The sequence below is a fragment of the Bordetella bronchialis genome (genome assembly GCF_001676705.1).
Taxonomy (GTDB): Bacteria; Pseudomonadota; Gammaproteobacteria; order Burkholderiales; family Burkholderiaceae_B; genus Bordetella_C; species Bordetella_C bronchialis.
The window spans coordinates 5,807,313-5,828,890 of the sequence record NZ_CP016170.1 but is presented as its reverse complement, the minus strand read 5'-3'; the positions used below and the strand labels follow the sequence as shown (position 1 = coordinate 5,828,890).

The window sequence follows — 21,578 nt, the reverse complement described above, 5'->3', positions numbered from 1 at the left end:
GACAGCGCAGTTTGCCGTCCCCGGGCTTTTGCGTTTCCAGGAAACCCTAGTTGGCAGTGGGGTTCAGCGGGGTTCCCTGGAGTCGTATCAGCGTCGTATCACCCCGGGCCGTGGTTGACGGCCCATGCAACCTCGAGTCGGAGTGCTCATGCCTTACTCGTACACCGAAAAAAAGCGCATCCGCAAAAGCTTCGCCAAGCGGGAGGACGTCCAGAACGTTCCCTTCCTGCTCGCGACACAGCTTCAATCCTACCTAACTTTTCTGCAGGCGGATACGCCCCCGTCGCAGAGAGCCAACGATGGTCTGCAGGCGGCGTTCACGTCCATCTTCCCCATCGTCAGCCACAACGGAATGGCGCGTCTGGAGTTCGTCAGCTATGTGCTGGGCGAGCCGGTGTTCGATGTCAAGGAATGTCAGCAGCGTGGCTTGACCTACGCGTCGCCCCTGCGCGCGAAGGTCCGCCTGGTGCTGCTGGATCGTGAAGTCAGCAAGCCGACCGTGAAGGAAGTCAAGGAACAGGAAGTCTACATGGGCGAGATTCCGCTCATGACGGGCACCGGTTCCTTCGTCATCAACGGCACCGAACGCGTGATCGTGTCGCAGCTGCATCGTTCGCCTGGCGTGTTCTTCGAGCACGACCGCGGCAAGACGCACAGCTCCGGCAAGCTGCTGTTCTCCGCGCGCGTGATCCCCTACCGCGGGTCCTGGCTGGACTTCGAATTCGATCCCAAGGACGTCCTGTTCTTCCGCGTGGACCGCCGCCGCAAGATGCCGGTGACCATCCTGCTGAAGGCCATCGGCATGACGCCGGAAAGCATCCTGGGCGAATTCTTCGATTTCGACCGCTTCGACCTGCAGCCCGAAGGCGCGATGATGGAATTCATCCCCGAGCGCTGGAAGGGCGAAATGGCGCGCTTCGACATCAATGACAAGTCGGGCAAGGTCATCGTCGAAAAAGACAAGCGCATCAACGCCAAGCACCTGCGCGACCTGGCCGCGGGCGGCATCGAGCGCATCTCGGTCCCCGAGGAATTCCTGTACGGCCGCGTGCTGGCCAAGAACATCGTCGATGGCGACACCGGCGAGGTCGTCGCGCACGCCAATGACGAGATCACGGAAAGCGTGCTGAGCGCGCTGCGCGCCGCCAACATCAAGGAATTCCAGACGCTGTACACCAACGACCTGGATCGTGGTCCGTACATCTCGCAGACCCTGCGCACCGACGAAACCGCCGACCAGATGGCGGCGCGCGTGGCCATCTATCGCATGATGCGCCCCGGCGAGCCGCCCACGGAAGAAGCCGTCGAAGCGCTGTTCCAGCGCCTGTTCTACAGCGAGGAAACCTACGATCTGTCGCGCGTGGGCCGCATGAAGGTCAACAGCCGCCTGGGTCGCGGCGACGACATCACCGGTCCCATGACGCTGACCAACGAGGACATCCTCGCGACCATCAAGGTGCTGGTCGAGCTGCGTAACGGCCGTGGCCAGATCGACGATATCGACCACCTGGGCAACCGCCGCGTGCGTTGCGTCGGCGAACTGGCGGAAAACCAGTTCCGCGCCGGCCTGGTGCGCGTCGAGCGCGCCGTCAAGGAACGCCTGGGCCAGGCCGAGACCGAAAACCTGATGCCGCACGACCTGATCAACTCCAAGCCGATTTCCGCGGCGATCAAAGAGTTCTTCGGCTCGAGCCAGCTGTCGCAGTTCATGGACCAGACCAACCCGCTGTCGGAGATCACGCACAAGCGGCGCGTATCCGCGCTGGGCCCGGGCGGCCTGACCCGCGAACGCGCCGGCTTCGAAGTGCGCGACGTGCATCCCACGCACTATGGCCGCGTCTGCCCGATCGAAACGCCGGAAGGCCCGAACATCGGCCTGATCAACTCCATGGCGCTGTACGCCCGCCTGAACGAATACGGCTTCCTGGAGACGCCGTATCGCAAGGTGATCGACGGCAAGGTCAGCGACCAGATCGACTATCTGTCGGCCATCGAGGAAAGCCACTACGTGATCGCGCAGGCGAACGCCGCGCTGGACGATGAAGGCCGTTTCGTCGACGACCTGGTGGCTTGCCGCGAAGCCGGCGAAACCATGCTGACCGCGCCGGGCAACGTGCACTACATGGACGTCGCGCCGTCGCAGATCGTGTCGGTCGCCGCGTCGCTGATTCCGTTCCTGGAGCACGACGATGCGAACCGGGCTCTGATGGGCGCCAACATGCAGCGCCAGGCCGTGCCCTGCCTGCGTCCCGAAAAGCCCCTGGTCGGCACCGGCATCGAGCGCACCGTGGCGGTCGACTCCGGCACCACCGTGCAGGCGCTGCGGGGCGGCGTGGTCGACCACGTCGATGCGGACCGCATCGTGATCCGCGTCAATGACGAGGAAAACGTCGCTGGCGAAGTCGGCGTGGACATCTACAACCTGATCAAGTACACGCGTTCCAACCAGAACACGAACATCAACCAGCGGCCCATCGTGGCCCGCGGCGACAAGGTCGCCAAGGGCGACGTCCTGGCCGATGGCGCATCGACGGACCTGGGCGAACTCGCCCTGGGCCAGAACATGCTGATCGCGTTCATGCCCTGGAACGGCTACAACTTCGAAGACTCGATCCTGATCTCCGAAAAGGTCGTGGCCGATGACCGCTACACCTCGATCCATATCGAGGAATTGACCGTGGTCGCCCGCGACACCAAGCTCGGACCCGAGGAAATCACGCGCGACATCAGCAATCTGGCCGAGACGCAGCTGAACCGCCTGGACGACTCCGGCATCACCTACATCGGCGCCGAAGTCGGCCCCGACGACGTGCTGGTCGGCAAGGTCACGCCCAAGGGCGAGACCCAGCTGACGCCGGAAGAAAAGCTGCTGCGCGCGATCTTCGGCGAAAAGGCTTCGGACGTGAAGGACACCTCGCTGCGCGTGCCGTCCGGCATGACCGGCACGGTGATCGACGTGCAGGTTTTCACCCGCGAAGGCATCGTGCGCGACAAGCGCGCCCAGTCCATCATCGACGATGAACTGCGCCGCTATCGCCAGGACCTGAACGACCAGCTGCGCATCGTCGAGAACGACCAGTTCGACCGTATCGAGAAGATGCTGGTCAACAAGACGGTCAACGGCGGTCCGCGCAAGCTGGCCAAGGGCGCCACCGTCACCAAGGCCTACCTGTCCGACCTGGACCGCTGGCAGTGGTTCGACATCCGCCTGGCCGACGAGCAGCACGCGCTGGTGCTGGAGCAGGCCAAGGAATCGCTGGAGCAGAAGCGCCACCAGTTCGACCTGGCCTTCGAGGAAAAGCGTAAGAAGCTGACGCAAGGCGACGAACTGCCGCCCGGCGTGCTGAAGATGATCAAGGTGTACCTGGCCGTCAAGCGCCGCCTGCAGCCCGGCGACAAGATGGCCGGCCGTCACGGCAACAAGGGCGTGGTCTCGCGCATTACGCCGGTCGAGGACATGCCGCACATGGCCGACGGTACGCCGGTGGACATCGTGCTGAACCCGCTGGGCGTGCCCTCGCGGATGAACGTCGGACAGGTGCTCGAAGTCCATCTGGGCTGGGCGGCCAAGGGCGTGGGCCAGCGCATCGGCGAAATGCTGCGCGACGAGCGCACGGCGCAGGCCAAGTCGCTGCGCGCCTATCTGGAGAAGGTCTACAACACGACCGGAACCGGTGCGCGCGTGGCCGACCTGACCGACGACGAAGTCATCGAAATGGCCCGCAACCTGAAGGAAGGCGTGCCCTTCGCGACCCCGGTGTTCGACGGCGCGACCGAAGAGGAAATCGGCAAGATGCTGGAGCTGGCCTATCCCGATGAGGTGGCCAAGCGCATGCAGCTGACCGATACCCGCACCCAGGCGTGGCTGTTCGACGGCCGTACCGGCGAGAAATTCGAACGTCCGGTCACCGTTGGCTATATGCATTACCTGAAGCTGCACCACCTGGTCGACGACAAGATGCACGCGCGTTCGACCGGTCCGTACTCGCTCGTTACCCAGCAGCCGCTGGGCGGCAAGGCGCAGTTCGGCGGCCAGCGTTTCGGGGAAATGGAAGTGTGGGCGCTGGAAGCCTACGGCGCTTCCTACACCCTGCAGGAAATGCTCACGGTCAAGTCGGACGACATCACCGGCCGTACCAAGGTTTACGAGAACATCGTCAAGGGCGATCACGTCATCGACGCGGGTATGCCGGAATCCTTCAACGTGCTGGTCAAGGAAATCCGCTCGCTGGCCCTGGACATGGATTTGGAGCGTAACTAATGAAAGCGCTACTCGACCTTTTCAAGCAAGTCTCGCAAGACGAGCAGTTCGATGCGATCCGCATCGGCATTGCCTCGCCCGAGAAAATCCGTTCGTGGTCTTACGGCGAAGTCCGCAAGCCCGAAACCATCAACTACCGGACGTTCAAGCCGGAGCGCGACGGCCTGTTCTGCTCGAAGATCTTCGGGCCGATCAAGGACTACGAGTGCCTGTGCGGCAAGTACAAGCGCCTGAAGCACCGTGGCGTGATCTGCGAGAAGTGCGGCGTCGAAGTCACGGTCGCCAAGGTGCGCCGCGAGCGCATGGGCCACATCGAACTGGCCAGCCCCGTCGCGCACATCTGGTTCCTGAAGAGCCTGCCGTCGCGCCTGGGCATGGTGCTGGACATGACGCTGCGCGATATCGAGCGCGTCCTGTACTTCGAAGCCTGGTGCGTGATCGAACCCGGCATGACGCCGCTCAAGCGCGGCCAGATCATGTCGGACGACGACTTCCTGGCCAAGACCGAGGAATACGGCGATGACTTCCGCGCGCTGATGGGCGCGGAAGCCGTGCGCGAACTGCTGCGCACCATCGACATCGACCGCGAAGTGGAAACGCTGCGCGGCGAATTGAAGGCCACCGGTTCGGAAGCCAAGATCAAGAAGATCTCCAAGCGCCTGAAGGTGCTGGAAGGCTTCCAGAAGTCGGGCATCAAGCCCGAGTGGATGGTCATGGAAGTGCTGCCCGTGCTGCCGCCGGACCTGCGTCCGCTGGTGCCGCTGGACGGCGGCCGCTTCGCGACCTCCGACCTGAACGACCTGTATCGCCGCGTCATCAACCGGAACAACCGCCTGAAGCGCCTGCTGGAACTGAAGGCGCCGGAAATCATTCTGCGCAACGAAAAGCGCATGCTGCAGGAAGCCGTCGACTCGCTGCTCGACAACGGCCGCCGCGGCAAGGCCATGACGGGCGCCAACAAGCGCCAGCTGAAGTCCCTGGCCGACATGATCAAGGGCAAGAGCGGTCGTTTCCGCCAGAATCTGCTGGGCAAGCGGGTGGACTACTCCGGCCGCTCGGTCATCGTGGTGGGTCCGCAGCTCAAGTTGCATCAGTGCGGCCTGCCCAAGCTGATGGCGCTGGAGCTGTTCAAGCCCTTCATCTTCAACCGCCTGGAAATGATGGGTCTGGCAACGACCATCAAGGCCGCGAAGAAGCTGGTGGAAAGCCAGGAACCCGTGGTGTGGGACATCCTGGAAGAGGTCATCCGCGAGCATCCGGTGATGCTGAACCGCGCGCCGACGCTGCACCGCCTGGGCATCCAGGCCTTCGAACCGGTGCTGATCGAAGGCAAGGCGATCCAGCTGCATCCGCTCGTCTGCGCGGCCTTCAACGCCGACTTCGACGGCGACCAGATGGCCGTGCACGTCCCGCTGTCGCTGGAAGCGCAGCTGGAAGCCCGCACGCTGATGCTGGCCTCCAACAACGTGCTGTTCCCGGCCAACGGCGAACCGTCCATCGTGCCGTCCCAGGACATCGTGCTGGGCCTGTACTACACGACGCGCGAACGCATCAACGGCCGCGGCGAAGGGATTTTCTTCACCGACGTGGCGGAAGTGCAGCGCGCCTATGACAACGGCGAAGTCGAACTCCAAAGCCGCATCACCGTGCGCCTGAAGGAATACGAGAAAGACGAGCAGGGCGAATGGCAGCCCGTCGTGCGCCGCTACGAGACCACCGTCGGCCGTGCACTGCTGTCGGAAATCCTGCCCCGCGGCCTGCCCTTCTCCGTGCTGAACAAGGCACTGAAGAAGAAGGAAATCTCGCGCCTGATCAACCAGTCCTTCCGTCGCTGCGGCCTGCGCGACACGGTGATCTTCGCCGACAAGCTGATGCAGTCGGGCTTCCGCCTGGCGACGCGCGGCGGCATCTCGATCGCCATGAACGACATGCTGATTCCTTCGGCCAAGGAAACCATCCTTGCCGAAGCCAGCCGCGAAGTGAAGGAAATCGACAAGCAGTACTCGTCGGGTCTGGTCACGTCCCAGGAACGCTACAACAACGTGGTGGACATTTGGGGCAAGGCCGGCGACAAGGTCGGCAAGGCGATGATGGAACAGCTGGCCACCGAGCCCGTGACCAACCGTCACGGTGAGGAAGTGCGCCAGGAGTCCTTCAACTCCATCTACATGATGGCCGACTCCGGCGCGCGCGGCTCCGCGGCGCAGATCCGCCAGCTGGCCGGCATGCGCGGCCTGATGGCCAAGCCGGACGGCTCCATCATCGAGACGCCCATCACCGCGAACTTCCGCGAAGGCCTGAACGTACTGCAGTACTTCATCTCGACGCACGGTGCGCGTAAGGGCCTGGCCGATACGGCGCTGAAGACCGCGAACTCGGGCTACCTGACTCGCCGCCTGGTCGACGTGACGCAGGACCTGGTCATCATCGAGGACGATTGCGGCACTTCGCAAGGCTACTCGATGAAGGCGCTGGTCGAAGGCGGTGAAGTCATCGAACCGCTGCGCGACCGCATCCTGGGCCGCGTGGCCGCGGTGGACATCGTCAACCCGGACACGCAGGAAACCGCCATCGAGGCCGGCACGCTGCTGGACGAAGACCTGGTCGACCTGATCGACCGCATCGGCGTGGACGAAGTCAAGGTCCGCACGCCGCTGACCTGCGAAACGCGTCATGGCCTGTGCGCGCATTGCTACGGCCGCGACCTGGGCCGCGGCTACATGGTCAACGTCGGCGAAGCCGTCGGTGTCATCGCCGCGCAGTCCATCGGCGAACCGGGCACGCAGCTGACCATGCGTACCTTCCACATCGGTGGCGCGGCCTCTCGTTCGGCCCTGGCCAGCGCGGTGGAGACCAAGTCCAACGGTACGGTGGGCTTCGCCAGCACGATGCGCTACGTCACCAACGCGAAGGGCGAGCGCGTGGCCATTTCGCGTTCCGGCGAAATCGTCATCCATGACGACAACGGCCGCGAACGCGAGCGCCACAAGATCCCGTACGGCGCGACGGTGCTGGTCGGCGACGGCGAAGCCGTCAAGGCCGGCGCCCGCCTTGCCAGCTGGGATCCGCTGACCCGTCCCATCGTGTCGGAATACGCCGGCCAGGTGCGCTTCGAGAACATCGAGGAAGGCGTCACGGTCGCCAAGCAGGTGGACGAAGTCACCGGCCTGTCGACGCTGGTCGTCATCACGCCCAAGACCCGCGGCGGCAAGATCGTCATGCGGCCGCAGATCAAGCTGGTCAACGAGTCCGGCGAAGAGGTCAAGATCGCCGGCACCGATCACTCGGTGAACATCTCGTTCCCGGTCGGCGCCCTGATCACGGTGCGCGACGGCCAGCAGGTCTCGGTGGGCGAGGTGCTGGCGCGTATCCCGCAGGAATCGCAGAAGACCCGCGACATTACCGGCGGCCTGCCGCGCGTGGCCGAGCTGTTCGAAGCCCGTTCGCCCAAGGACGCCGGCATGCTGGCCGACGTCACGGGTACGGTCTCGTTCGGCAAGGACACCAAGGGCAAGCAGCGCCTGGTCATCACCGACCTGGAAGGCGTCAGCCACGAGTTCCTGATTCCGAAGGAAAAGCAGGTGCTGGTGCACGACGGCCAGGTGGTGAACAAGGGCGAAATGATCGTGGACGGTCCGGCGGACCCGCACGACATCCTGCGCCTGCAGGGCATCGAGAAGCTGGCGACCTACATCGTGGACGAAGTGCAGGACGTGTACCGTCTGCAAGGCGTGAAGATCAACGACAAGCACATCGAGGTGATCGTTCGCCAGATGCTGCGTCGCGTGAACATCGTCGATGCGGGCGATACGGAGTTCATCCCTGGCGAACAGGTCGAGCGTTCGGAACTGCTGAACGAGAACGACCGCGTCGTCGCCCAGGACAAGCGTCCCGCCACGTACGAGAACGTCCTGCTGGGCATCACCAAGGCCTCGCTGTCGACGGATTCCTTCATCTCGGCCGCTTCCTTCCAGGAGACCACGCGTGTCCTGACCGAAGCCGCCATCATGGGCAAGCGGGACGATCTGCGCGGCCTGAAGGAAAACGTCATCGTGGGTCGCCTGATCCCCGCCGGTACCGGCCTGGCCTACCACCTTGCCCGCAAGGACAAGGAAGCGCTGGAAGCGGCGGAACGCGAAGCCGCGCGCCAGCTGGCGAATCCTTTCGAGGAGTCGCCGGTTACCGTCGGCTCGGATAGCGAAGGCGAATCCGCGCCGGAGAACGGCCCCGAACAGGGCGCCGAATAAGGCCCCGGGCCCGTCATACGACGGGTCTCGCCGCCCCGGCAGCGGCAAAACCCCAGGGAAAGGACGGCTGTCCGATCCCTGGGGTTTTTTTTGCCCGGTGGGTGGCCCGATCGCCGTTATCGCGTTTGCCGGAAGGACCCGTGCAAGGGCCGGAAATCGGGCGCGATGCGGCTCTTGTAGATCAGCGATACGGCGTTGTCGCCACGCTGCGGAGCCAGGTTGGCGGTGACGGAAACCTCGTAATCGCCGTTGGTGCGCGCCGTGACATCGAAAGACATGCGCGTCAGCGCATCGGGCGCCGGCTCGCGCTCCGGACCGCTACGTTCGCCCGCGGCATGGCGGCGCAGATCGAGTTGCACGCGCGCGAAAAGCCGCGCCAGGATGGGCGTGGCCTGCATGCCCACGCGGCCCATCGTGCGCGAGAACAGCTGTCCGGCGGACCGCTCGCCCGGCCGCGAAGCGGGATCGCCATCGGCGCGCTGGCGGCGCTCGTGCTCGATGATATGCAGCACCGCCTTGCGCCGCGGCGCCGGCAGGAAGGGCAAATGCCGTTCGAACACCCGCAGCGTGGCATCCGACATGCCGGCCACGTAGCGCTGCACGTCCAGGCCATCGGTGCCGACCAGTGCCTTGGCGAGCAGGGCCGTCACCTGCGCGTCGCGCTGGCTGCGGGTGAGCGGGGCATCGCCGTTCATCGCCCCGACGCCCTGCGCCAGCATGTCGAAGACCACGCGCAGCGTTTCCGATGCGCCGCGGTCGTTCTCGCAGTCCTGCTTCAGGATGAGCCGCGCGCGGATGATGAGCCGCGATCGCATGCATTGGTCCAGGGCGTTTTTCAGGACGCGGGCGCAGGTCTTTACCCCGCCGTCATAGGCCGAGATCGTCAGCCGCCCATGCGTGCCGGGAATGGACCCCGTGTCGAACGCCGCGCGCAGGGGGTTGGACGCCAGCGCGGCCGCGGCGTTTTCGAGTTCGGCGTTTCCCCGTCCGTCGGCCAGGTCGCTCAGGAAACGGATGGGGCTTTCCCCGCGCCGCTCGCGGTTGCTGACCACGGCGGCGAGATGGCGCAAGGGGCCTTCCAGGTCTTCGGGCGTAACCGCGTCCTGGCCGAGGATGCGCAACACGGTGGCGAAGGCGTGTTCGCGCGCGGCGATCTCGTGTTCGACGGCCCCGCAGGTGCGTTCGACGGTCAAGCGCGCGCAGGGCCCGGGCGCTATCCGGTCCGGCCCCGCCATGGATATCCGCGGCAGATACTCGCGCAGCAGGAGCAGTTCGGTGAACGCGTATGCCGCCAATGGGGGGGAATACGGGGTGCTCGCCTCGCCATGACCGGTGGTGTGCCCGGTGCCCGTCAGGCCGCTGGCGTACACGCTGGCGTCCGATGGCGCGGTCCGGGAATGGCCCGGCCCGCCGTGGCCCGGCCCCACGTGGCCCGGCCTGGCGTGCCCAGTGCCCGGCGCCGCCACGCGCCCGCCGGCGGCGACATAGGCGGCTTCGGTGGCCAGGGTTTCGGCCAGGGCGAAAGCCATGCGCGGCCCGTGCGGTTCGGCGCCGCCCAGTAGCGTCCTTAGCAAGGATTCGTAGGCGGCATCCAGGCCCAGGCGGGCCTGGCGCAAGGGGCTGCCGGCACGCGGCATCGAACCGTGCATCGCGGCACGCAATAGCCGCCGGACGCCGCCCAGCATGCCACCCTTGCCGGGCGGCGCCGCCAGGGCGGCGATGCGGTGCGCGGATTCGGGTTGGGCGGTGAAGCGTTTGTCGCCCACCTTGCCGATGGGGGCGGGCTGGCGTGTCGCTGGGGTACCGGCGCCACGACTCTTGGTTGGGACGTCTGTCATCGTCGGTTGCGCCGCGGCGCCATGCCGCCCGCGTCCAGCCGGCGATACGCGTCGCCAGGATCGGCGGTAGTTTGCTGGGAATAGGCCGAGTCTATGGCGTGCCTGTCGCGGGGTCTGTCGGCGTGCACCCCATTCGTGGCGGCGCCGTCGTATCGCCGCGCGTGGGAATATTCCGCCGGAGAATCGCGGCGATCCCCGCCGGCCCGTTCACCCCAGGGACGGCCTAGAGATCCGACGTGCGTGGAATGACGACCGCCTGCCCGTGGACCATGCCGGCTTCATCCCGCAATTCCCACAAGGTGGCCTGTTCGATCAGGAATCGCCTGCCCGATTTGGTAATGCGGACGCCACGATAGCCGGATTCGAAACCGCTACGGCGCACGCGCTCAAGGAAGCGCGCCCGCTCTTCCTGGTTGGGGGCCTCGGCGGACAACCGCGATGGCAGTCCTGTGATTTCGTCCCAGCTGTACTCGAAGCGCCGCTGGGCCGCCTTGTTGCCATAGATGAAACGCGGATCGGCGTCGGTGTTGTGGGCGAGGACGGCGAATGGCGCGTCCTCGTACAGCCACCGGGCCGCCTCTGCCGCGTTCGTACGGTGCGACGCGGGCACGCCCGGCAGGGGGTGTCCCAACAGTCGTTCATAGCTGTCGGCCAGCAGCTGGTAAAAGGCCGGATCGGCGTGCAGCGGCGATTCCAAAAACATATTCCTTCTGACTTCAGCCGCCTTGCGCGGCCTTCGCGCGCCGGAAGGCGGGGCCCCACTGGGGATGGCCGATCTCCGCCGGGCCCAGCTCGAAGCCCGGATCCAGCTCCAGGATGCGCTTGAAGTCATCCTCGCACAGCACGCGATAGCCTGTCACGCAATAGCTGAATGCCTGCAGTTTGAGCGATTCCACCCGTACATCCGTGGGCGCCGTGGCCAGCGCGTCGGAGGTAGCCACGGTGCGTATGACTTGCCCATACGCACCGGCCTGGTAGCTGGCGCGTACCTGGGCCAGGGTATCGAGCGCCGCCTGGCTGGGCGCCGGCGGCGGCGCGGGGGTGGACGGCGGCGCCGAACATGCGGCAAGGCTTGCCGCCAACGCCAGCGAGGCGAAACGAACAGGGTGGCTCATGTCGAAATGCCTGGTGTTTTGTTGGGCCTGCGGGCCGGTCGCATGGAATGTGTAATCCGCGACATATTGTGTCTTGATCTCGACGCAAAGGACAAGCCGTCGCAGGGATGAAACGCGCGCAGTTCGCAGCCGAAAGCCGGATGGCTCCTGGCGACGAACGCAACTCTACCGAATGCCGCCGGGCCAGATAAGCGCGGCGAAGGTAAAAAATGATAGGGAATGTTAGTGAAACATCGCGGACATTCCGGGCTTCTAGCATCTTCTCTCCCGGCCTTGCAGGAGTTCGAATGGACCGCGTCGTCACCGCGCATACCCCGTTGCCGCCCGACACCTTGCTGTTCCGTGCGATGAACGGCTCGGAAGGCGTGTCCATGCTCTTCGAATTCGAGGTCGAGCTGCTTGCCGAATCCTACGCGCTCGACCTCCGGCAACTGTTGGGCAAGCCCCTGACGCTGGAGATCGCCGCCGGACTGGGCGGCAGGCGCTACCTGAGCGGACAAATCACCCGCTTCGCCCTGGTGGGCCGGGAGAACGCCACGTCGCGCCTGTACATCTATCGCGCGACCGTGCGGCCCTGGCTGTGGTACCTGACGCAGACCTCCGACAACAAGATTTTCCAGAACAAGAACGTCCCGGACATCATCAAGGAGGTACTGGCCGACTACGCATTTCCGGTCGAATGGCGCCTGTCGGGCGTGTACCGCAATTGGGAATACGGCGTGCAGTACCAGGAAACCGACTTCGACTTCATCAGCCGCCTGATGGAGCACGAGGGCATCTACTACTGGTTCCGGCACGAGCAGGGCAGGCATACCCTGGTGCTGAGCGACGACACCGCGCAGCACGATACCTGCCCGGGGTGCGAGTCCTTGCCGTACTACGGCTCCGATCGCGTCGCGGTGCCGCGCGAGGAATACGTCAGCGCATGGGAACCCGCCGTACAGATCACACCCAGCGGCTTTGCCACCACCGATTTCGATTTCAGGCATCCGGGTACCAGCATGGATGCGCGCCGCGCCAATCCGGCGCCGTACGACGACGGCAAACTGGAAATCTACGAATGGCTGGGCGGCTATACCGATCCGGAGCAGGGCGAACACTACAGTCGCGTCCGCCTGGAAGGATTGCAATGCCGCCAGGCGCTCGTGTCGGGCGCCTGCAACGCGCCGGGATTCGCGCCCGGCTACCGCTTCACGCTGATGAACCATCCGCGTGGGGCCGAGAATCGCGATTACCTGATCATCGCCGCGCACTACCACATGCGCGAAAGCGGCTATGCCACCGGTACGCCGGAACCCATGGTCTTCGACGTCGGTTTCACCGTGCTGCCGTCCAGCGTGCAGTACCGGCCGCCGCGGGTGACGCCCCTGGCCTATACCCATGGCCCGCAAACGGCCACCGTGGTCGGCAAGGACGGCCAGCAGATATGGACCGACGCGTATGGCCGCATCAAGGTCCAGTTCCATTGGGACCGCGTCGGCCAGCGCAACGAAAACAGTTCGTGCTGGGTACGCGTATCCAGCCCCTGGGCCAGCGGCGGCTTCGGCGGCATCCAGTTGCCGCGGCGTGGCGACGAGGTGGTGGTCGACTTCATCGGCGGACACCCGGATCGGCCCATTGTGATCGGCCGCGTCTATAACGGCGCCAATATGCCGCCCTGGGACCTGCCGGCCAACGCGACGCAAAGCGGTTTCCTCTCCCGCACGCAGGATGGCACGCCGCGCACCGCGAACGCCTTCATGTTCGAGGACAAGCCTGGCCAGGAGGAAATATGGCTGCATGCGGAGCGCAATATGCGCACCGAGGTCGAGGCGGACGAGCATCGCAGTGTCGACGGTACGCGCACCACGGCCATCGGCGGCGACGATACGACGACCATCGCCGGGGCCCGAGCCATCCATGTCCAGGGGACGGACGCCCTGACTGTCGGCCGGACCCGTTCGGTCACGGTCACGGATGACGAGACCTATACGGTGAATGGCGCCCGGACCTTGCATGTGTCCGGCGGGATGGCCACGGAACAGTTCGACCAGGGACTATCCACGACGGTGGCCGCCGATGGCGAAACACGCACGATCACCGGGCTTTTCAAGGAAACGCTGAATACGGGGCAGGAGGTCCACGTGACCGCGGGCGACGCCTTGCATGACGTAAAGGCGGGCACGATGACCGCGCAGGCGCAGGGCCAGGTCACCATGCAATCCTTCACGGGCGGCATGACGCTGCTGGCCAAGGAGCCGGTGCATGTCGAGTCGCAAGCGGCGGGCATGGACGCGAAGGCCGCGCAGCAGATCACCGTGACATCGACCGGCGCCGGCATCGATATGAAGGCACCCCAGAAGATCACGCTGACCAGCGATACCGACGTGGTGCTCAACGGCAAACAGGTCAAGGACCTGTCGACCAAGAGCTGGCTGAAGGCGACGCCCTTCGGGCTGAACCTGACCGTGGCGCAGGCGACCTTCGGCCTGGGCAATGCCACGGTGTGGCGGTCGAACGTCGGGGTCGCGGTTTCCAAGGCCGATCTCAGCGCCATCAAGACGGACATCTTCGGTTTTTCAAGCAAGATCGGCGCGGCCGAATACAAGAACAACGGGCTGGCCACGGAGACCGCCGCGGCCAAGAACCTGTTGACCGGATTGTTCACGATCATCTGAGATCGCGCCGACACATGGGGGAAAAGTCATGATGGATGGCTGGGGATTGCCGGACTGGGCGGGCTGGACCTCGCTGGTACTGCTGCTTATCGTGGCGGAAGGCGGCATGGCGCTGTACATGATCAAGCGCCGCCAGCACCGCGAACTGGCGGTGACACGCACGCAGGAGACATTGCTGCGCGAGGGGCAGCCATCGACGGCGCGCATCCTGCGAACCGTGGACACCGGCACGCGGCTGGGCGCGGACCGCTACTTCGTCTGGCAGCTCAGGCTGGCCGTGCGGCACGATCCGCAAGGCCTGTTCGAAACCGACATCCGCGTACCGGTCTCGCCGGCGCGGTTCGCGGACTTCGCCGAGAGCCGCGACATCCGGGTACGCGTCGATCCGCGCACCCGCCATGTGGTCGTGGACCAGCGCACGGAATGAGCATCGCCTCGCCGCACGCATCCGCCGTGGGAAATACTTCATGCGCGTGGTGAAGCCGTCGCGCCTGAGCGTACTGACACGCCCCTACCGGTGGCAGGGCATGGACTTGCTCGGCACGGCGGTCATGGCCATGGCAACGCTGGACGATCGCTGCGCGCTGTTGTCCGAACAGGAGCTGTGGCGCGTGGGTTCGGAAGAGGCAGGCGGACTGCTCGACTTGGGCGTGCCCAAGGCCGATGCGGAATTCCTGGTCAGCGGCATGGCGTACACCGCGCATCAGGTGGACAAGACGGCGTGTGCCGTGCAGGTGCGGGTCGGCGGGCTGGAAAAATCGCTGCTGGTTTTTGGCGACCGCTATTGGGTGGACGGCCGCGCCACCGCGCCGGCGCCCTTCGACGCCATGCGGGTCGCGTGGGACCGGGCCTATGGCGGTCCCGGCCACCCTGCCAATCCCCTGGGCCGCGGCATGCAGCCCGGCCGTATCCAAGGCGTGGACGCCTTGCCGCTACCCAATGTGGAAGACCCCCGCGTCCGCGTGTCGCGGCCGGGCCAGGACGTCCCGCCTGCCGGCTTCGATGCCATTGCGCCCGACAACCCGGCGCGCTTCGCCCGCATGGGAACGCAATACGGCCAGCAATGGCTGCAGCAGGACTTTCCGGGCTTTGCCGCCGATATGGACAGTCATTACTTCAACGCGGCGCCGCCGGATCAATGGTGGCGCGGGCGCGCAGCCGTGCCGGCCGAGGCGGACTACGAGATCCGCAATATGCATCCCGATCGTCCCGTGCAGCGTGGACGGCTGCCCGCCTGGCGCGTGCGTTGCTTCGCCCGGCTGGCGGATGGCGGCGGAGCCTTGCGCGAGATACCGATGCGCTTGACGACGGCCTGGTTCTTTCCGCATCGCGAGCGCCTGCTGCTGATCTGGCACGGCGCACTGGAGATCGCGGAAAGCGATGCCGCCGATGTGCTGCAGGTCATGCCCGCCATCGAGGGCGCCGGCATGGCCCGCGCCATGGCGCATTACCGCGACGTGTTGGCACGCCGCACCGATCCCCGCGATGGCGCGCTGCACGCCTTGCGTGACGCCGATCTGGCGGATCCGGCGCTATACGACGGCGCGCCCGATACGCCCTTGCCCGACATCGCGGCGCGGCCGCTGGCACGCAATATGTACGCCGGCGCCGAGCGCCGGCGCACGGCTTACCGGCAGACGCTGGCGGCCGAAGGACTGGACCCGGATGCTTTCCTGCCGCCGCCGATCGCCCCGCAGGCGCGTGTGAAGATCGACGATTTGCCCGCACTGCTGCAACAGGCCGAGCAGGCGCGCAAGAAAGGCGAAGACTTGCTCGCCCGTGCGCGCGACGCCATGCTCCGCGATCCGGATCTGCGGCGGTTTGGTGAATCGGCGGGCGTGGACGTCGACGCCATCGCGCGTGCCGACGCCGGCGGCACGGCGGCGGCACGCTTCGATCCCACGTCGCTGAAGCGGCAGCTGCGCCAACTGGACACATCGCTTTCAGCGCCGGCGTGGGCGTCGGCCGCGGGACCGCGACGCGATGCACAGGTGGATAGCCTTTACCGGCATACCGCGCACTTCGGTGCCGCACCCGATGCCATGCCGCCGCATCGCGCGCGCCGCACCCGGCAACGCGTGGCGGCCATCCATCGGCGCGGGGGCGACTTCACCGGCATCCATCTGGCCGGCGCCGACCTGTCCGGCATGGATTTGCGCGGCAGCTGCTTTCGCGGCGCCTCGCTGGAAGGCGCGAAGCTGGATGGCAGCTGCCTGGACGATTGCGATTTCACCGAGGCGGTGCTGGCGCGTGCCACGATGTCGCGCGGCTCGCTGGCCCGCGCGCGTCTCGGCCAGGCCAATATCGCGGCCGCGCGGTTCGAGGGCGTATCCCTGGCGGCCGCCGAAGTGGACGAGGCCATGCTGGATGGCGCGCGATTCGCATCGTGTTCCTTCGCTGCCGCGCGCCTGGCGCGCACCCGCCTGGGCGAAAGCCGCTTTGTCGATTGCGATTTCGGCGGCGCCCTCCTGGAGGAAGCGGTACCGCTGAAGGCCTCTTTCGAATCCTGCCGGTTCGGCCAGGCCGTCCTGCGCCGCTGCGCGTTCATGGAATGTACGTTGTCGGGGTCTGCTTTCACTGGCGCCGGCCTGACGCGCTGCGCTTTCGTGCATACCGCCTTCGGCCAGGGCATCGATTTCACCGGCGCTCGTCTGGAGATGTGCTCCGTGTCGACGGGAACGGCCCTGTGCGGGGCCCGCCTGGATGGCGCCGAATTGCGGCAATGCGGCCTGCGCGGCGTGCGGCTGGAGGACGCCAGCCTGGCGCGTGCCAGGTTGTTTGCCAGCGATCTGTCGGAATGCCTGTTCACACGGGCCCGGATGGACGGCATGGACGCGGGCGAAAGCCTGTTCGTGCGGGCGGACTTTACCGGCGCATCCCTGCGGGGGGCGAATCTGATGCAGGCCTTGCTGGGCCGGGCCGACTTCACGCACGCCGACCTGCGCGAGGCCAACCTGTTCCGCGCGGACCTGGGCGAGGCGATCCTGGATGGGACGGCTTCATTGCGGGGCGCCTACACGCAGGGCGCCAAACTGTGGCCTCGGCGCCGCGCGGGCGCGGCCGGACCGGCCGCCTGATCCGGGAGATGACGTGTTTGCCAATTGCCAATTGATGGGGCTGGACCTGGCGTTCCCCGACTGCTGCAAAACGCCGCCGGCGGCGATGGCGCCCTTGCCTTATCCGAACACCGCCCTGGGGCCCACCGCGATACCGAACGCATGGAACGTGCTGTTCATGGCGGCGCCCGCGCATAACATGGCTACCATCACGCCCGTCACCCTGGGCGATACGCCCGGCGTGGCCGGGGGGTTGATTTCCCAGACCTTCATGAGCCAGTCGCGCCACCTGACCGGCGCATTCACGGTGCTGATCATGGGCACGCCGGCCACGCGGCTGACCAGCCTGTCCCTGCAGAACCGCATCAATGCATTGGGCATGCGCATCGTGCCCAGCCAGCCCACCGTGTTGCTGCTGGCGCCCTGATTCGCGGAGCCGGACGCGCCCTTCAGTGCTGCGGGCGCGGCGGCGTCATCGGGTTCCCGTACTCCGGGGCGTCGTCGCGCATCGTACGATGTCCCGCCGCGTCGCCGCCGGCGCGCAGTGTGTCCGCGATCGGATCGGGCGCGCGCGAAGCCAGCGGGTCGGCGGCGGGCAGCATGGCCGGCGTCGGATCGGACAGCGTGGCGGGCGCGCCGGGGTCGGGGAACAGGGCCAGGGGGTCGCGGGATTCCCCGCCGGGGCGCCAGGCGTCCCCGGGCAGCTGCGCAAGCGGATCCTCGGGATTGCGGGCCATTGCGCTGTCCATATCGAAGGGATGCATGGCCAGTTCGGACAGGCTTGCCACCGGCAGCGTGCCCGGCCCGATCAGGTCGCCGAAGACGTCCGCCTGGCCGGTGGACGCCCCATCCGCTTCATGCGCCGCGTCCGCGTACAGGACGTAAGGTCCGATCGCCACTTCATCGCCGGCTTCCAGTGGGTGGTCGCGCGCCGGCGGCACGGCATGTCCGTTGATCGACACGCTGCTCATCGCGCTGAGGTTGGCCAGCCGCCAGCCGTCATCGCCATATCGCAGGGCGGCCTGCACACGGCATATCGTTTCGGCGTCATCGGGCAGCGCCAGCTGGTTCTCCGCGGCGCGTCCTATCGTGCCGCCGGGCGCCAGGAACGTCGCTTCCGCGGGGGGGCAGGGTCGCGCATCGATGCGACGGTTCACGATCAGCTTCATGTCCGGGTCTCCGCGGCGCGTGGCCAATGTCATGGAAAGGGTACGTCGAGCGGGATACGAAATGCCGGCAAGGAGTGCGTGTGGCCGGTGCGGTCGGATGCGCCGGGCCAGCCGCAGGGCCGATGATAGCCATCGGCCCTGCGGTCGCGCGTCTATTTTTGCAGTCCAATATTTCCGCTTATGACGACCGGCGGCGATACCGCCTACAGGATGCGGCCCTGCCGGTGGCGGTATGCAGGCGGTCCATGGCAGAGCAGGGTCGCGCCCGGACGCGGCGTGGCAGCCTCAATACCCGCGCAAAACCCACGGAACATGATGCCAGCCCGCCGGCTTCATGATTCAATCCCTTTCTCGCCATCGGCGGCGCGACGGGTGGGTCGCCGGAAGACACAGGGGACGTCGGGCCTGCCGCGTGCGGGCCGCGAACACGCGGCGCGCGGTCGCCCGCCGCAGGAGAAGCGGTAGATGGGTTTCGGAGTCAAAACGATGTCTGTATCGCCGGCCTTTATGCCTGGCGCGGAACATCCCGCGCCGGAGCCTTTCGGGTATCGGCCGCTGGCCGCGATCGCCGCGGCCGCGGCGGGAGGCGTGCCGCAGAAGCGGATCGGTCGCGTGGTGTCCGAGATCGCGCCGGAATTGATGGCGGCGCACGAGCAGGGCAAGGTGCACGGCGCCATTTCCGTGCATACCGTGGGGCTGGACGAATTCGGCTATGCCCACCTGATGGTGCCCGCGCTCTATCCGGATCATCCGGGATCCATGGAGCCCGCCTCCTGCTTCGCGGCGGTCGAGCAGTTCGACCCCGACCCGCTGCAGGCGTGCGGCCCCTGGACGGACGTCTATGCGCTGTGCGCCGTGATGTGCTCCCTGGTCAGCGGCTCGCCCCCGCCCCATGCGCTGGCGCGCCGCGCGGATGACCAATATGTTCCCCTGACCTCACGCCGGCCGCGCGGCTACGATGAGTCCTTTCTGGCGGTCATCGACCAGGGCCTGTGCCTGGAGCCGGCCCAACGGCCGCAATCGGTGGGGGCGCTGTGCGGCATGCTGGGCGTGGCCTGCGTGCCGGAAACGCAGGAAGACCCGTCCGCCGGGGCGGCGACCGCCGCTGCTTCTGCCCTGTCCGGCCAGGCTGCCAGCCAGCGCCGGGGAACGGAGGGCCGGCGCAGGCGCGGCGGCGCCGTGGCGGCCATCGCGGCCGGCGCGCTGGTCGTGCTGGGCATCTGGGTCTGGCTGAATCAGGAAGGGGATGAACGGCCGTCCGGGCCGGTGGTCCTCTCGTCGCGGCCCGCCGCGGCGCCTGCCGCCCGCACGCCTTCCGCGCCGCCGGGCCCCGTGGCCGCGCTGCCGGGCGCGCCCGCGGGTTCCTTGGCTGACCCGCGCGCGGCGGTACCGGCACCCGCGCCGGCATCGGGGCCGGGCGGACGGCAGGACGTCGCTCCCGCCGAGCCCGACGCGCCTTCGTTGCCGGCGCCCGGCCAGGCGGGCGGCGCGCCGGTGACCGAGCAGGGAAGTGCGGCAGCGGCGCGTCCGCCTCGTCCCGCGAACGTGGTGGTCAAAGTGGACATCCAGCCCTGGGGCGAGATCTTCGTGGATGGGGTATCGCGAGGGATCAGTCCTCCCGTGAAGACCTTGACCCTGCCCGCCGGCCGCCACACCGTGGAGGTCCGCAATGCGGGGTTGCCCCCTTACCGCGTGTCGCTGGACCTGAAGCCCGGGCAGCCGGCCGCGATCCGCCATGTGTTCCGCTGAGATGTATTTCCCTTGAGAAATGCGTTGCGCCCGGCCTTCCCGGGATTTCCCTTAGAAAGCTTTGACAGCCTCGGGAAACTACGCTAAATTCATGGGCTCACTGATTTATCCGCGTGCAAAAACCTGATAACCCTGTTCCTGGGTCCCCGGGATAGTCCTGGCGGGCCGCCGCCAGGCCAGGAAGGGCAGAACAGGTTTTGTGCGCTTTATTTGTTGTCTGCAAGACCCGCTCTTTTACGTAACTGTTTGAGGCGGTTTTGCGCGAACTGCCTCCCCTGTGAACCGTGGCCCATGCCACCGGGGCGGAGGGGGCGAGTACGAAAGTACTTACCAGTGGTACGTAAAAGGGATTTCTAAGGTCATGCCTACCATCAGCCAACTCGTGCGCAAGCCGCGCGAAGTCAGCGTCGCGAAGAGCAAGAGCCCCGCGCTCGAAAATTGCCCGCAGCGTCGCGGCGTGTGCACCCGCGTGTACACCACCACTCCCAAGAAGCCGAACTCCGCGCTGCGTAAGGTCGCCAAGGTGCGCCTGACCAATGGCTACGAAGTCATTTCGTACATTGGCGGCGAAGGCCACAACCTGCAGGAACACTCCGTCGTGTTGGTGCGCGGCGGCCGTGTGAAGGATTTGCCGGGTGTGCGCTACCACATCGTCCGTGGTTCGCTGGACCTGCAAGGCGTGAAGGATCGCAAGCAGGCTCGTTCGAAGTACGGCGCCAAGCGTCCGAAGAAGGCCTGATCGGCCATCGGTCGCTCCGGGCCGCAGGTCCAGGCCGGTTACGGGTCCTGGTCGCGCCGGTCCCGGTCATGCGGCGTATCGGCTGCCGTGGCCGCAAGGCTCGCGGGCTGCCGTCGCGGCAAAAGTATCGATGGGCGGCAGGCCGTCCATCACCCGTGCAGCCGCGCCCGGTTTGGCGCGGCACGTAAGGGGCCATCCCGTCTGGATGGCCGTGGCCATGGCCATCGGCCGTGGTTCAACTGAACTGACACAAGGAAGCAAGAAATGCCCCGTCGTCGCGAAGTCCCCAAGCGCGAGATCCTGCCCGATCCCAAGTTCGGCAGCGTCGAGCTCGCCAAGTTCATGAACGTTGTGATGCTGGACGGCAAGAAGGCCGTCGCCGAGCGCATCGTCTACGGTGCCCTCGAGCAGGTGCAGAGCAAGAGCGGCAAGGATCCGCTGGAAGTCTTCAGCACCGCCATCAACAACGTCAAGCCCATCGTCGAAGTGAAGAGCCGCCGTGTCGGCGGCGCGAACTACCAGGTGCCGGTTGAAGTGCGCCCCGTGCGCCGCCTGGCCCTGGCCATGCGCTGGGTTCGCGAAGCCGCCAAGAAGCGCGGCGAAAAGTCGATGGACCTGCGTCTGGCTGGCGAACTGCTCGATGCGTCGGAAGGCCGCGGCGCCGCGATGAAGAAGCGCGAAGACACGCACAAGATGGCCGAAGCCAACAAGGCTTTCAGCCATTTCCGCTGGTAATCAAAGGATTTA

At 66.3% G+C, this 21,578-nt stretch carries 13 protein-coding genes; 9 read left to right on the top strand and 4 right to left on the bottom strand.

Translation table 11 applies throughout. The annotated features are described in order from the left end of the window. Positions 1 to 148: 148 nt before the first annotated feature. Together rpoB and rpoC are read left to right on the top strand one after the other, a co-directional pair. Positions 149 to 4,261, top strand: coding sequence for a DNA-directed RNA polymerase subunit beta (gene rpoB / locus BAU06_RS25650; protein ID WP_066357444.1), 4,113 nt, complete (start codon positions 149 to 151; stop codon positions 4,259 to 4,261). Then, positions 4,261 to 8,508 carry a DNA-directed RNA polymerase subunit beta' gene (gene rpoC / locus BAU06_RS25645; protein ID WP_066357442.1) on the top strand — a complete coding sequence of 1,416 codons (4,248 nt, stop codon included), beginning with the start codon at positions 4,261 to 4,263 and terminating at the stop codon, positions 8,506 to 8,508. The genes rpoB and rpoC overlap by 1 nt, the downstream gene beginning before the upstream one ends. Positions 8,509 to 8,624: 116 nt before the next feature. On the opposite strand, the gene BAU06_RS25640 is transcribed toward rpoC, so the two are convergent. The 3 genes from BAU06_RS25640 to BAU06_RS25630 all read right to left on the bottom strand — a co-directional run bounded on the left by BAU06_RS25640 (position 8,625) and on the right by BAU06_RS25630 (position 11,461). After that, on the bottom strand, positions 8,625 to 10,346 hold the full coding sequence (locus BAU06_RS25640) for a hypothetical protein (RefSeq protein WP_156770341.1): 1,722 nt from the start codon (positions 10,344 to 10,346) through the stop codon (positions 8,625 to 8,627). Positions 10,347 to 10,569: 223 nt separating this feature from the next. Continuing rightward, complete coding sequence (locus BAU06_RS25635; RefSeq protein ID WP_066357436.1) at positions 10,570 to 11,049, bottom strand: MEKHLA domain-containing protein; 480 nt, start codon at positions 11,047 to 11,049, stop codon at positions 10,570 to 10,572. 13 nt (positions 11,050 to 11,062) lie between these two features. Then, complete coding sequence (locus BAU06_RS25630) at positions 11,063 to 11,461, bottom strand: TssQ family T6SS-associated lipoprotein (RefSeq protein WP_066357434.1); 399 nt, start codon at positions 11,459 to 11,461, stop codon at positions 11,063 to 11,065. Positions 11,462 to 11,748: 287 nt separating this feature from the next. Here BAU06_RS25630 and BAU06_RS25625 point away from each other — a divergent pair, with 287 nt between their 5' ends. From BAU06_RS25625 to BAU06_RS25610, 4 genes are read left to right on the top strand one after another with little or no spacing between them, the layout of a single operon-like run. Further along, positions 11,749 to 14,118, top strand: a complete 2,370-nt coding sequence (locus tag BAU06_RS25625; RefSeq protein ID WP_066357431.1) for a type VI secretion system Vgr family protein — start codon at positions 11,749 to 11,751, stop codon at positions 14,116 to 14,118. Positions 14,119 to 14,146: 28 nt separating this feature from the next. Next, complete coding sequence (locus BAU06_RS26425) at positions 14,147 to 14,545, top strand: hypothetical protein (RefSeq protein WP_082993824.1); 399 nt, start codon at positions 14,147 to 14,149, stop codon at positions 14,543 to 14,545. A gap of 40 nt (positions 14,546 to 14,585) precedes the next feature. Next, positions 14,586 to 17,195 carry a DUF2169 family type VI secretion system accessory protein gene (locus BAU06_RS25615; protein ID WP_066357426.1) on the top strand — a complete coding sequence of 870 codons (2,610 nt, stop codon included), beginning with the start codon at positions 14,586 to 14,588 and terminating at the stop codon, positions 17,193 to 17,195. Between the two features lie 13 nt (positions 17,196 to 17,208). Next, on the top strand, positions 17,209 to 17,601 hold the full coding sequence (locus tag BAU06_RS25610; protein ID WP_066357420.1) for a DUF4150 domain-containing protein: 393 nt from the start codon (positions 17,209 to 17,211) through the stop codon (positions 17,599 to 17,601). A gap of 22 nt (positions 17,602 to 17,623) precedes the next feature. Here BAU06_RS25610 and BAU06_RS25605 read toward each other — a convergent pair whose 3' ends face one another. Beyond that, positions 17,624 to 18,343: an FHA domain-containing protein gene (locus tag BAU06_RS25605; protein WP_066357419.1), complete on the bottom strand. Its 720-nt coding sequence runs from the start codon at positions 18,341 to 18,343 to the stop codon at positions 17,624 to 17,626. 486 nt (positions 18,344 to 18,829) lie between these two features. Here BAU06_RS25605 and BAU06_RS27235 point away from each other — a divergent pair, with 486 nt between their 5' ends. The 3 genes from BAU06_RS27235 to rpsG all read left to right on the top strand — a co-directional run bounded on the left by BAU06_RS27235 (position 18,830) and on the right by rpsG (position 21,566). Further along, positions 18,830 to 20,092: a serine/threonine-protein kinase gene (locus tag BAU06_RS27235; protein WP_066359785.1), complete on the top strand. Its 1,263-nt coding sequence runs from the start codon at positions 18,830 to 18,832 to the stop codon at positions 20,090 to 20,092. Positions 20,093 to 20,453: 361 nt separating this feature from the next. Then, a complete protein-coding gene (gene rpsL, locus BAU06_RS25595; protein ID WP_066357417.1) occupies positions 20,454 to 20,831 on the top strand; it encodes a 30S ribosomal protein S12 in 378 nt (125 codons plus the stop codon). Positions 20,832 to 21,095: 264 nt separating this feature from the next. Next, complete coding sequence (rpsG, locus tag BAU06_RS25590) at positions 21,096 to 21,566, top strand: 30S ribosomal protein S7 (protein ID WP_066357414.1); 471 nt, start codon at positions 21,096 to 21,098, stop codon at positions 21,564 to 21,566. The last annotated feature ends 12 nt before the right edge of the window (positions 21,567 to 21,578 follow it).

Excerpts from the sequence above, each read along its gene's own strand:
- BAU06_RS25625 (WP_066357431.1), top strand. The coding sequence starts at position 11,749 with ATGGACCGCGTCGTCACCGCGCATACCCCGTTGCCGCCCGACACCTTG.
- BAU06_RS27235 (WP_066359785.1), top strand. The coding sequence starts at position 18,830 with ATGTCTGTATCGCCGGCCTTTATGCCTGGCGCGGAACATCCCGCGCCG.
- rpoC (WP_066357442.1), top strand. The coding sequence starts at position 4,261 with ATGAAAGCGCTACTCGACCTTTTCAAGCAAGTCTCGCAAGACGAGCAG.
- BAU06_RS25605 (WP_066357419.1), bottom strand. The coding sequence starts at position 18,343 with ATGAAGCTGATCGTGAACCGTCGCATCGATGCGCGACCCTGCCCCCCC.
- BAU06_RS25615 (WP_066357426.1), top strand. The coding sequence starts at position 14,586 with ATGCGCGTGGTGAAGCCGTCGCGCCTGAGCGTACTGACACGCCCCTAC.
- BAU06_RS25635 (WP_066357436.1), bottom strand. The coding sequence starts at position 11,049 with ATGTTTTTGGAATCGCCGCTGCACGCCGATCCGGCCTTTTACCAGCTG.
- rpoB (WP_066357444.1), top strand. The coding sequence starts at position 149 with ATGCCTTACTCGTACACCGAAAAAAAGCGCATCCGCAAAAGCTTCGCC.
- BAU06_RS26425 (WP_082993824.1), top strand. The coding sequence starts at position 14,147 with ATGATGGATGGCTGGGGATTGCCGGACTGGGCGGGCTGGACCTCGCTG.
- BAU06_RS25640 (WP_156770341.1), bottom strand. The coding sequence starts at position 10,346 with ATGACAGACGTCCCAACCAAGAGTCGTGGCGCCGGTACCCCAGCGACA.
- rpsG (WP_066357414.1), top strand. The coding sequence starts at position 21,096 with ATGCCCCGTCGTCGCGAAGTCCCCAAGCGCGAGATCCTGCCCGATCCC.
- BAU06_RS25630 (WP_066357434.1), bottom strand. The coding sequence starts at position 11,461 with ATGAGCCACCCTGTTCGTTTCGCCTCGCTGGCGTTGGCGGCAAGCCTT.
- rpsL (WP_066357417.1), top strand. The coding sequence starts at position 20,454 with ATGCCTACCATCAGCCAACTCGTGCGCAAGCCGCGCGAAGTCAGCGTC.